General features: G+C 70.8%; 7 protein-coding genes. 1 reads left to right on the top strand and 6 read right to left on the bottom strand.

Annotation, left to right across the window (positions count from 1 at the left end; translation table 11 throughout):
* Positions 1-20: 20 nt before the first annotated feature.
* The 5 genes from AC3ERS_RS17490 to AC3ERS_RS17470 all read right to left on the bottom strand — a co-directional run bounded on the left by AC3ERS_RS17490 (position 21) and on the right by AC3ERS_RS17470 (position 10146).
* Positions 21-1382 carry an MFS transporter gene (locus tag AC3ERS_RS17490; protein WP_431968708.1) on the bottom strand — a complete coding sequence of 454 codons (1362 nt, stop codon included), beginning with the start codon at positions 1380-1382 and terminating at the stop codon, positions 21-23.
* 10 nt (positions 1383-1392) lie between these two features.
* On the bottom strand, positions 1393-5604 hold the full coding sequence (locus AC3ERS_RS17485; protein ID WP_431968706.1) for a TIGR02680 family protein: 4212 nt from the start codon (positions 5602-5604) through the stop codon (positions 1393-1395).
* Positions 5605-5606: 2 nt separating this feature from the next.
* On the bottom strand, positions 5607-7019 hold the full coding sequence (locus tag AC3ERS_RS17480; protein WP_431969098.1) for a TIGR02678 family protein: 1413 nt from the start codon (positions 7017-7019) through the stop codon (positions 5607-5609).
* Entirely contained in the window at positions 7019-8641 is a 1623-nt protein-coding gene (locus tag AC3ERS_RS17475) for a TIGR02677 family protein (RefSeq protein WP_431969096.1), read from the bottom strand. The genes AC3ERS_RS17480 and AC3ERS_RS17475 overlap by 1 nt, the downstream gene beginning before the upstream one ends.
* A gap of 365 nt (positions 8642-9006) precedes the next feature.
* Positions 9007-10146: an XRE family transcriptional regulator gene (locus tag AC3ERS_RS17470; RefSeq protein WP_431968704.1), complete on the bottom strand. Its 1140-nt coding sequence runs from the start codon at positions 10144-10146 to the stop codon at positions 9007-9009.
* 326 nt (positions 10147-10472) lie between these two features.
* On the opposite strand from AC3ERS_RS17470, the gene AC3ERS_RS17465 reads away from it, so the two are divergent.
* A complete protein-coding gene (locus tag AC3ERS_RS17465) occupies positions 10473-10802 on the top strand; it encodes a hypothetical protein (RefSeq protein ID WP_431968702.1) in 330 nt (109 codons plus the stop codon).
* An 85-nt stretch (positions 10803-10887) separates the two neighbouring features.
* Here AC3ERS_RS17465 and AC3ERS_RS17460 read toward each other — a convergent pair whose 3' ends face one another.
* A complete protein-coding gene (locus AC3ERS_RS17460) occupies positions 10888-11772 on the bottom strand; it encodes a PAC2 family protein (protein WP_068069147.1) in 885 nt (294 codons plus the stop codon).
* Positions 11773-12090 lie beyond the last annotated feature (318 nt).

Genomic DNA, 12090 nt, shown 5'->3' with positions numbered 1-12090 from the left:
GAGGACGGCCGGACAGCGCCTCAGCGCACCGGCACAGGTTCGGTCGCCTCGATCCGTCGGCCGGTGCGTCCCGCTCGCCGCGGCAGCACCCAGAACAGCGCGAACGTGCTGATCAGGCTGATCGCGCACACCGCGACGATGTACCAGGCGACCGGGGCCGACCCGGAGCCCGCCGACCCCGATCCCGATCCCATCGACCACAGCGCCGTCGCGATGAGCGGCGCGAGCCCGCCGCCGAGAATCACGGAGATCTGAACGATGAGCGAGGTCCCCGAGTACCGCACCGCGGGAGGGAACAACTCGGCGATGATGATGCCGCCCACGCTGTGGCTGATCGGCAGGACCACGCCCATCCCGAGCAGCGCGAGGAAGACCACGACTCGGTTGCCGGTGTTCAACAGCGGGAAGTAGACCGCGCACCACGCCAGCAGCGCCGCGGTGCCCGCGAGGAAGACCCGCGCGGTACCGATCCGATCACCGAGCGCGCCCCACAGCGGCATCGTGGCGCACCAGACGATCGCGGCCACGATGACGCCCGACAGCAGGAAATCCCTGCTGAACCCGAGCTCCTTGGCGCCGTAGGTGAGCGTGAAGACCATGAAGATGTACACCACGGCCGAGGTCGCGACCGCCGCGCACAGGATCAGCGCCAGTCGCGGCGCTCCGACGCGCAGCGCGTCGCGCAGCGGAAACGCCGATACCTCCCCGCGCCGCACCAGTCCCGCGTACTCCTCGGATTCGGTGACGCGCAGCCGCACCACCAGGCCGACCGCCACGAGAATCACGCTGAACAGGAACGGAATCCGCCATCCCCAGGACTGGAACGCCGCATCGGGCAGCAGCGCGCTCACGCCGAGGAACATCGCGTTGGCCAGGATCAACCCGGCGGGCGTTCCCATCTGCGGGAAGCTCGCGTACCGGTTGAGCCGCCCGGGCGGTGCATGCTCGATGGACAGCACCGTCGCGCCCGCGCCCTCGCCGCCGAGCCCGACGCCTTGCACGAGCCGCAGCACGACCAGCAGCACCGGCGCCCAGAATCCGATGCTCGCGTAGGTGGGCAGCACACCGATCAGCGTCGAGCTGACGCCCATGACGATCAGCGACACCACCAGCGTGGTGCGCCGCCCGAACCGATCGCCGAAGTGCCCGAACAGCAGCCCGCCGATCGGGCGCGCGCCGAACCCGACCGCGAAAGTGCTGAAGGCCGCGAGGGTGCCAGCGGCCGGGCTCAGCGAGGGGAAGAACTGCTTACCGAAGATCAGCGCCGACGCCGTGCCGTACAGCATGAAGTCGTACCACTCGAGCGTCGTGCCGATCAGGGTGGCCGCGGCGACCCGGCGCGGGGCGGACACGGCGGTCGAGCGGGGTGGAACCGAGGTCACTGCAATCCATTCAGCCGACGGGCGCGGGTGCGCCCGGCATGTCGTCGAGGGTGAGCCCGCCTTCGATGGTGGCTGGCACCCGGCGGCGGTTGGGGGAGCCGAGCGCGGTGGTCAGATCGGCGCCGTCGTGTTCGGCGAGCAGATCGCCGCTGTCCCACACCAGCAGCGTCGCGCTCACCGTGTTCTCGGCGGTGGAGTGTGCCAGGTCGTAGTGGGCGCAGCCGGGCACGTGCGGGTAGGTGATCCACAGGTCGTAGCCGGTCATGAACAGATCGAGGTCGAATTGCACGCTCAGGCCCAGCAATTCGCTGCGGCCGTTGTCGTCGACGCCCGCGAACGCCTCGTCCAGCGCGAGCAGGCGCGGCGCCTGCGGATCGGCGGAGTCGAGCATGACGTGCGCGGCCGCGAACAGCGGCAGGTGCAGCGACACCGACTGCTCACCGCCGGAGAGCGCACTGTGCCTGGCCACGGTCAGCTTGTCCTCGCTGCCGTCGCCGGAGATGAGGGTGAACGAGAACACCCGCCAGGTGCGGTAGTCCAGGGTGGCGGCGAGGATCTCGGGGTAGGAGCGTTCGGGGTGCGCGGCGCGCGCGGCGCGGATCTCGGCGGCGAAGTGCGAGCGGATCGCGGCCAGGTCCTCGGAGCCGAGGGTGGTGGCGTCGCGGTCGAGCAGTTTGCACATCGCCCTCGCGGCGTCGGACAGGTTGTCGGCGAGCACCCAGTGCACGCCGATGGTGTTGCCCGAGGACATCCGCCGCTTCTTCATCTCCGCGCCCATCTTGGCGATGAGTTCGCGTGCGTCGCTGGTGCGTTCGTGGATCTGCTGGGCGAGGCCGGTGAGCAGCGCGTCCTCCAGGATGCGGCGCTCGGCGTCGGTGAGCAGCAGTTCCTGGTCGTGCCTTGCTTGGTCGATGCGTCCGGCGAAGTCGGCGAGCGCGGCGATCCCGTTCTCGTCCTGCACCTGCACCACGGTGAGCCCGTCGGCCGCGTCCCACTGCAAGCGGTAGTCGCGGCCCGAGGCTGCCAGCGCGGCGTCGAACTCCTGGAGGGCCGCGGTCACCGCGCTGCGGGTGGACTTGCGTGCCGCCTCGCCCGCGCGCACCGCGGCGGTGGCCGCGGTGAGGCCGTCGAAGAGCTCGGCGACCTCCTCGGGCAGCACCCGCGGTTCGTGTTCCGGCCCCGCCTGGGTGATCCGGTAGAGCAGCTGTTCCGATGTCGACCAGGCCGCATCGCTGCTCGGCCACCGGCACTCCGGCGACGCGCCCAGCAGCGACAGCAGATCCGGCTGGGCATAGGGCGCAAGGCTTTTCACGTCGGTGAGCACCTCGGTGAGTGCCGTGCCCAGCGACTCGTGTGCGGTGCGGAAGGCCGCCTCCGCGTCACCCACCGCCTCGATCGCCTCGTTGGCGGCCTTGCGCGCGGCCTTCTGTTCGGCCCTCGTCGCCTCGATGCGCTGCCTGGCCAGGTCGAGTTCGCGGTCGATGTCCGCCGCGCCCGCGCCGAGCGCCTCGCGCAGCGTCTCCAGTTTGCGCAGCTGTTCCTGATAGCCGGCTTGGGCGGCCTCGGCCTCCTCGGCGAACGCCTCCGCCAGGTCGCGCGCCTCGTCGTAGCGGTCGGCGCCCTCGCGTTCGCGTTCGCGTTCCCGGTCGTGGTCGGCGCGCAGCCGGAGCAGCCCGGTGCCGGTGTTCTCGAAATGCCGGATGGCGGCGGCCAGCGCGTCCAGTTCGCGCGATTCGCGCGGCGCACGGTGCGCGACGGCGGCGGCCCGCAACTTCTTCTCGATGGCCGCGACCTCGGTGACGGCCTGGTCCAGATCCTTCTCGGCCTGCGCGGCGGCCTCCGAGCGGGACCGCATGACGCCCGCGGTCTCCGACACCGAACGCAGTGCGGCGGTGACCGCGGCCGGACGCGGAAGGGCCTTGGCGGCGGCCGTGATCCGAGCCAGTTCCGCGTCGGCCGCGTCGGCCTCCGCCGTGGCGACGCGCTGAACCTCCGCGGCCGCGTCCCGCTGGGACGTCAACTCGGCGAGCCGCAGTTCGCGGCGACGGGCGCGGGCGGTCGCGCCGATGAATTCGGCGTCGGGCTTGTGGTGCCTGCCCGCTTGCACGCCCTGCCGGAACCCGCCCGCGCCGCTGATCGCCACGCCCGCGGCGGCGTCGAGTTCGTCGAGCAGCGCGATCGAGGCGAGCACGTCGGAGACGACCCGTCGCGGCACGGTCAGACCCTCGGCGTCGTCCTCGATCACGAGCACGTCCGCCAGGGTGCGTCCGGTCGGCCGGGCGGAGGGCGGCAGCGGAACCAAGAACTGGTCGCTGCGATAGCCGGTGGGTAGTTCGTCCTCGGCGCACACCCAGGCGTCGAGCAGCCCAGCGGCGTGCAGTGCCGCCTCGACACCGGCGGCGGTCTCTGGCGTCACGTCGTCGCCGAAGCGGACCAGCCGCCAGAGCGGAGCGCCGGAGCGCCCGGTCCGGTCGTCGGTGCGTGTCGCGGTGCTGGGCGGCGCGTCGTCGCGCCGCGCGCCGACCCGGTCGCGTTCGGCCCCGAGCTCGGCGATCTGTTCGGCCGCCGCCGCGGCGCGCGCCTTCGCCGCCAGCCTGCGGTCGCGCAACTCGTCGAGCAGCGGTTCGGCGCGTTCGGCCAGCACCTCCGCCACGCCCGCCGCGTCGTCGGAGCCGACCTTGGCCAGCGCCGCGTCGAGCGCGTCGAACAGTCCGCCGCCGAGCGGGGCGTAGCACTCGCGGTGCCCTTCCCACCAGGCGCGCAGCGCCGCCGCGGCCTCGGTGCGGGCCAGCGTCACCGCCGCCTCGGCGTGCGCCACCTCGGCGGCGGCCGCCTCGCGCGACCCCACCGCGCGCTCGGCCAGCCGTTCCGCCCTGGCCCGCTCGGCAGCCGCGGAATCCATGAGCAGCAACGCTTTACGCACCGCGCGCACATCGGCATCGCGCTCTTCGGCGCGGGCCCGCACGGTCGCGGTGAGCTGATCGCCGCGCGCGTCGTCGGACAGCGCGGTCCAGGCGATGCCCGCCTCCTCGGCGGCGGCGCGCAACTCGTCCTCGCCGCGGGACAGCGCGGCTGCGGCCTGCTGCACCGCGGCGCGCGCCCGCTCGGCCTCCTCGGCCCGCTGGTCGAGGGTCTGGCGGGCCTTGAGCGCCTTGTCGCGGTGCACCGCCGCGGAGGTCTCCAGCCTGCGCACCGCGTCGGCCAGGTCGTCGAGTTGCTGTTTGCCCTCGTAAGCGCTGGAGCGTTGCAGGGTCTCGCGGTCGGTGAGGGCCTGTTCGTAGGCGCGGTCGGCGTCGTCGGCGCGGGCCTCGGCGGCGGTGCGCTCGGCCTCGCGGCGCTCGCGCAGCGCGGTCGCGGCGAACAGCGCGGTGCTGGCGTGGGTGACCGCGTCCAAGCGGGCGCGTACCTGGTCGACATCGGTCTTGGCCTGCACCGCAAGGTATTTCCGGTACACGCCGACGAAGGCGCGGGTGGCGGTGTCGGCATGCACCAAGCCCTCGAGGGTGCGCCCGACCTCTTCCATATCGCTGAAGGAGCGGGCCGCGTCCAGGATCAGCTGTTCGTCCAGCGGGCGTAGGCCGTCGGTGAGCGCCTGGGAGAGCCCGCGCGGGTCGAGGTTCTTGGCGAGCTGCGGGCGGCGCAGCGTCAGAATGAGATTGATGAGCTGGTCGTAGCGCTGCGCGCCGAGCCCGAACATGCGGGCGTCGATGGCGGCCCGGTATTCGACCGGCCGGTCCACGATGGAGTCGGTGCCGATCTGCTCGGCCAGCTGTTTGCGGGTGAACGGGCGGTCGTCGGGACCGATGAGGGAGAAGTCGACGCCCACCCGTCCGTCGGCGACGAAGTACCAGCGCGTGACCTTGTCCGAGGAGCGGGTGGCGCGCATGCCGATCCCTACGGTGACCACCTCGGGGTCGTCCCACTTCCCGCGCGCGAACTCCATCCAGACATAGGAGTAGGCCGATTCCTGCTTGCGGTACAGCAGATTCGACTTCATCGTGCGCTCTTCGCCCGCGAACGGGTTGAGCCTGCGCGGTTCGATGCGGCCGTCGAGCACGAACGGGAACAGCACCTCGAGCGCCTTGGTCTTGCCCGAGCCGTTCGGTCCGCGCAGCACCAGCCTGCCGTCGGCGAAGCAGAACTCCTGGTCTCGGTAGTCCCACAGGTTGACGATTCCGGCGCGGGTCGGGAGGAAACGCACTCCGCCGTGAATGACCGACATGTTCAGATCCCTTCCGTACCGGTGCTTGCGGCCCCGACCGTGTCGGCGGCGGTGACGAACAGTTCCGCGGCGCGCTTGGTGCGCACGGTGACCACCGCACCCCGATAGCGCGCCAGGGCGGGCAGCACGAGCAACCCGTCCTCGAGCGGCTGGACCAGCCGCAGCCGCGCGAGCAGCGCGCTGACCTGCGCGGTGAGGCCGGGCACGTCGGCCTGCCACTGCGCGGCGAAGGTGACGCCGTAGCGATCGGTGAGCGCCTGCACGGTGTCGCGCACCCAGTCGGCCGCGACGAACGGATAGGTCGCCCCTGGTTCGGTCTCGTCCTCGTCCTCCGCCGAATCCGCCTCGGCCGCTTCGGTTCCGGTGAACGGGTGATCAGCCATCGGCGCGAACAGTGTGGATTCGGGGATGGCGTCGTCGAGCCGATCGGCCAGCGCCACACCGGGATCGGCGGCGCGCGGGCGGTGGGGGAGCGGGTGATCGATGTCGAGGACCACATCGGCGATCTCGCCGACCAACAGCAGCGCCACCTGGGCGAGCGTGCCGGTGCCGGGAAAGCGGACATCGGACAGCCGCCCCGAGGTGTCGATGAGCGCGACGCCCTCGGCCCTGCGTTCGGCGCGCAGGCCGGTGAACAGCTCGACATCGGCGACCGTCCGGTCCTGCGCAAGCACCGGACGCTCCTCGGGCATCAGGTCCTCGGAGTACACCACCGGCCGCTCCACCAGCGCTCGGCGCACCCGGCGGGCGATCTCGCCGGCCGCCGCGGCGGGCTGCCCGGCGGTGACGGCGGGATCCTCGGCCAGCAGGCCGCGCACGCTGTGCAGATGCTGCAGGGCGCGCGGCGGCCGGAACAGTGCGAACACCACCGGCCGGTCGATGTCGTAGAGCGCCTCGCCCGCCTCGGGATCGGCGGCCCAACCGCCCGCGTCGCCGTCGGCGAGTGCGAGCGCGCCGCGGGCGGCCAGCCAGCCGACCGCGTCGACGAAGGCGTCGCGGTCGGCCGCGCGATCCGGCGCCAGCTCGAGCCCGTCGATCCTGGCCGTGTACGCCGCGACCTGATCCGCGAGCTCCGAGAGCGTGATCTGATCGCCCGCGCGGCCGAGCGCGGCCAGCGCCAGCGCGAGGTAGGCGTAGCGGCGGCGGTCGAAGACGCGGTCGTTCACGGTGCGGGCGGGTTTGCCGCCGTCGAGCCGATCGATCACGGGATAGACCCGCGCCGTGGTCTCGGTGACCTCGAGCCGGTAACCGAACAGTTCGGCGAGATCCTCGCGGAGTTCGGTGGCCCACCGGCGAATCAGCGGCAGCGCGATCCGGTCCGGATAGGTGCGGGTGACCAGGTGGTTGGCCAGGATCACCCTGGCGGCGCGCTGGTAGTTGTCCAGTGCGAGCGCGTCGATGCGCTGGGCGTGGATCATGCTCCGCCCCTTGCTGTTTCGGCATCGGACACATTCTCGGTGGCCTTCCCGCGCCCTGCGTTCCCGCCTCGGGACCTGGTCGCGCGGACGTCGAGCTTGCGGTTGTTCAGGTGCAGCAGCCCGCGCGAGGTCCTGACCACGGTCGGCCCCGGATGTTCGGAGACCGTCAGGGTGACGCCGCTCTCCGAACCCGTGGTGCCGCCGACCCGCCCGCTGACCGGCACCCACGCGGTGGAAGCGGCGTCGAGTAGCCGTAGCAGCACCTCGGTTTCGCGCTCGTCGAGCACCCGTTCGTGAACGTCCGCGGCGGCCAAGGACTGCGCCGCCTCCGCCCTGGCTCGCTGCGCCGCCAGCTGGGCCTCGCGCAAACGGCGAATCCCCGCGTCGTTGCGCTGGATTCGACTCGGCGCACCCGCCGAGGGCGGCCGCCCGGTCTCGGCCAGGGTGCGCGAGATCTCCAGCGGCGGCGCCTCCCACCACGACCGCGTCGCGGGCACGATATCGGCGTCCGGATGCTCCATGGCGATGTGGCGCGGCCTGCCGAGCCCGAACACCGCGTCGAACAGCGCGTGCGCGCTGTCCGCGGTGGGCGCGGCGGTGAACCAGCCCGCGAGGTGGCGCAGCGCCGACTCCCGGCTCACCCCGCCGCGGCGCGTCTCGGTGACCCGCCGCAGCAGCGACAGCACGGCCGCGATCGCGCTCATGGTGGCCTCGCGCAGCCGGTCCGCCTCCGTGGACTCGCCCTCGGCGTCCGAGGTGACGAACCAGGTGCGCAGACCTTGCCAACGGGCGTGCCAATCCGCCTCGCGTTCGGCGGCGCTCAACAGCACCCGCTCGTCGCAGCTCGCGGCGCGGGCGATGAGGTCGTCGACGCCGGTCTCCTCGATCTCGCCGATGGCGGCGGCCAGCCGGGGCGCGAAACGTGCCAGGTCCATGCTGAACTCGCGCATGTGCGCGAGCAGCGCGTCCTTGTGCGCGAGAAAGGATTCCGGGGTGATCTCGGTGGTGCGCACCAAATCGCCGAGCGACAGATAGAAATGGGCGGCGCGCGCGGCCATATCGGACAGCGCCGCGTCCAGCCTGCGCAGCGTGCGATAGACGCGCTCGGCGTCGCCCGCCCGATTCGCCACGGCGAGGGTGTGCAGGTCGGCGAGTAGTTCCGGCAGCACGAGCCGCGAGAGCGACGCCTCGTCCAGCCGCGCCTCCAGTACGCCGGCCACCGCGCGATAGGCCTGGAACCCGGCCTGCGAGAACTGGTAGACGTAGTGCCGGTTGCGGTATTCGGCCAGCGTCGCCGCGCGGGTGCCGTCGTAGCTGCGTTCCAGCACGCCCCACTGGTGCAGCTGGTCGAGCAGCGGGCCGATCTCCGCGGCGCTCAGCGGCGCGGCGTCGCTGCGCCGGAACAGACCGGGCTGCGCCTCGGCCGGACCGGATGCCGTCGGGTCCGGCGAAGGTCCGCTCTCCGCGACCCGTGCGCGTCCGCCGTTGCGGCGAGTCCAGTCCGCCACATCGTCGGCGTGCAGCAGCACCACGTAGGCGGCCCGCGCGCTGTCGAAAGCGCGCAGCACCCAGAGGTAATCGGCGCGCTTCTCCGCCGTCGCGAAAGAGAACAGTCGCAGCCGCTCGTCCCACAGTGCGGCGGAGCCGTGCTGATCACCCAATGCGGTGGTGCCGGGTTGATCGCCCGGTGCGGTGGTGCCGTGCTGATCGCCTTGCGTGGCGGAGCCGTGCTGATCATCCAATGCGGTAGCGCCGGGCTGATCGCCTTGCGTGGCGGTGCCGGGCTGATCACCCTGCGCGGCGGTGCCGGGTCGATCACCCAGTGCGGTCGCGCCGGGCTGATCGCCCGCGGGCGGGCCGTCGTCGGAGTCGGTCACCGGGAACAGGGTAGTAGCGGGCCGGTCGCCGCCCGGCAAGACCGACCCCTGTTCGGCGTGGCTGCGTCCGCTGTCCCGCGGTTCGCCCACGCCCGGACGCGGGCCGCTCACTCGGTGGACAGCGCGCGCAGTTGCTCGAGATAACAGCGCGTGCGCGGATCGCCCGGATAGCGTTCGATGATCTCGCGGGCCACCTCGCCCGCGATCCACATCAGCGAAGGCAGCGAGCGGCGCTTCCCCGAGAAGGCGCGCATCCCTTCGGCCAGCGCGAGTTCCAGATCGCGTCCGCGCACCGCCACGACGGCCAGCGTCAGGTGCGCCTCGGACACGCGCATCGGGTTACGCACCGTGCCGTCGGCCCGGGTGGAGTTCCGGATGACTTCGCGGGCAAAGGATTCCGCGAGCCGATCCTCGCCCGCCACGCGGCAGCAGTCCATCGCGTAGAAGTCGAACTTCTGCGGGTCGACCACGAAATGGTTGTCCAGGTTCGCCGGATGGTCGAGTCGCTCCAGGATCGCTCGGCCCTTGCCCAGCGCCCGCTCCACCTCGGCGCGATCGCCGAGTCGTGCCCACGCCTTGGCCCGCTGGGCGGCCAGTTGCACACCGACCCCGAGATGGCAACTGTCCTCTAGCGCACTGTTGGCGGCTTCCACAGCACCCCGATAGTTACCTTGGGTCAGCGCGAACCACGCCGCCATTTCCGCGGCCCAGCCGAGGATCTCGAGATGGTCGGCCTCCTTGCCGAGCGACCACGCAGCACGCCGGGTGGCCTCCGCCGAAGTACGGCGGCCGAGGTCGTAGTCCACGCAGCCGACGAGCAGCGCGACCCAGCCCGCGAGCACCAGGATCTCCCGGTGCTGGGCCAGCGTCAGCCGCCCGTCGAGCAGCGAGGTGATCCGCCGCAGCCACGACGTGCCCTCGGCGTGCAACGCATGCGGATCGGCGTAAGGGTATTCGCAGCACAGGCGCTCGGCGGTGATCCGGATGGCGTCCAGCGTCGCCGCGGAGACGTCCGACATGCGCAGCCTGCCGATGAACTCCAAAGTGTCCATCCCCGTTGCGGAAAGCAGCTCGTCGTCCCGATTCGGCCTGGCCTTGGGGAAGAACGCCGCGGTGACGGTGTCGAAGGCGGCGGCGATGATCGGCGCGTAGAAGTCGTCGGGTCGCGACTCGCCCGACTCCCAACGCCGCCAATTGCGTAGCAGCGTGCTGTCTGTCGGCAGATTGTGCGATGACTTCGCGCGCATCACGCGGACGGCGTCTGCCTGTGACCACCCCCTCGCATCGCGCTCGGAACGCATCCGGACTGCCCAGACGGGTCGATCGTCTCCAGCGGCCACGGTTGTAGTATCGCACCAGTTAACGTCTGGTGGCCCGGATAGGGCATCTAGATGTCAGCGGGTTGACACCTGCATTCGCAGTTTGGCGTCAGCGATCCTGAAGTGGGAGCGGTCAGGTTTGCCGGATTTGCAAATGTAAGTGCAGATGCAAGATCCGGGATCGCCCTCGTCGCAGTACCCTGCACGGGAAGATCCAAACAAGAGAACAGCGGCCCTATCCAACGGAGGTTCGGGTGGAAGCGTTGATCTATGGATACTTGCGTGATGATCTGGCCGACGGCCACAGCGATGAGCTCGAGCGCGCGATGAGCACGTTCGCCCGAGCCGAAGGGCTTTGCTTCGCCGCAACATTCCATGAATCGACAGCGGGCGACGGTACGGCGTTCGCCGAGCTGACGCAGGAACTCAAGCGGGCCGACGCGCACCACGTGGTGGTGCCGTCACTCGATCACTTTGCCGGCCAGACGATTCCGCGAGACATCCTGATCGCGAAACTGGCCCACGAGGCCGCGGCCCAGGTCTGGGCCGTCGAGGAGGTGAACGCGCCGCCCTCCGTGGCGTGAACCACCGACCCCAGGCGCGGCGAGCAACACCTCGACACGGTGTTGCTCGCGCCGGGACCGGACCCGCGCAGCCGCGACCGGACGGTCACAGCCCGAAACTACCCGGACCCCTTCTGCGTAGATACTTTTCGAACTCCGCCGCGATCGCGTCACCATCGATCTTCGCCATCGCGTCGTTCAAATCGACTGCCGCGTCACCGCGTTCCTCGAGCGAACGCACATACTCGGTGATCTCCTCGTCGCCCACGGTCATCTCGTTCACCGCGGCCTCCCAATCCTCGGCCTGCTTGGGCAGCTCACCCAGCGGCACCTCGATGTCGAGCACATCCTCCACCCGATGCAGCAACGCGATCGTCGCCTTCGGATTCGGCGGCTGCGACACGTAGTGCGGCACCGCCGCCCAGAACGACACCGCGGGCACGCCCGCCTTCACACACTGATCCTGCAACACACCGGTGATGCCGGTCGGGCCCTCGTAGCGGGTCTGCTCCAGATTGAAGCGCTCGGCCGCCTCCTTGCTGTACGCGGAACCGGTCACCGGAACGGGCCTGGTGTGCGGGGTGTCGGCGAGCAACGCGCCCAAGATCACCACGGTCTGTACGCCGAGCTGTTCGATGAACTCCAGCAGATCCCCGCAGAAACTGCGCCACCGCATATTCGGTTCGATCCCGCGCAGCAACACCACATCCCGGTCGCTGCCCGGTGGCGAGCACACCGAAAGCATGGTGGCGGGCCACTGGATCTCCCTGGTCACGCCGTCGACCTGACGGACCGTCGGCCGATTCACCTGATAGTCGTAGTAGTCCTCGGAATCGAGTTCGGCCAGCGGCTCGGCATCCCAGATCAGTTCCAGATGCTCGACGGCGCCGCTCGCCGCGTCACCGGCGTCGTTCCAGCCCTCGAAGGCGGCAACCAGCACCGGATCCCGCAACGTCGGCAGTTCCGAATCGGAAGTTTCACTGGGGTTCACCCGGTCAGCCTACGGGTTGCGCCCGCATGGTGCTGTATCTATTGCGCGCTGGCGCGCGCGTGTTCGCGGCCCCCTGTTGTCTCGCGTCCGAGCCCTCGCGACTCGCGCCTGCGGCGCCTGCGTCGCGAGGGCTCGGACGCGAGACGGGCCGCGAACGGGCTCGTAAGACTCGCCCTCGGGGTGGCTGGGAGTGCGGGATGTCGGGGTTCGGGATTTCGGTGTACCGATTCTGGGGGTGGTCGGGGATGTGGCGCCGCACACGCTCGCCGTGAACATTCGCAGGCTGTTGGTTACCAGTCGTACCGGGCCTTTACGCTT

The organism is Nocardia sp. bgisy134 (assembly GCF_057708325.1).
This window is presented reverse-complemented; position numbering and strand designations above follow the sequence as displayed.

What these genes read in the sequence shown, in the direction of transcription:
- AC3ERS_RS17485 (WP_431968706.1), bottom strand. Translation starts at nt 5,604, where the DNA reads ATGTCGGTCATTCACGGCGGAGTGCGTTTCCTCCCGACCCGCGCCGGA.
- AC3ERS_RS17470 (WP_431968704.1), bottom strand. Translation starts at nt 10,146, where the DNA reads ATGCGCGCGAAGTCATCGCACAATCTGCCGACAGACAGCACGCTGCTA.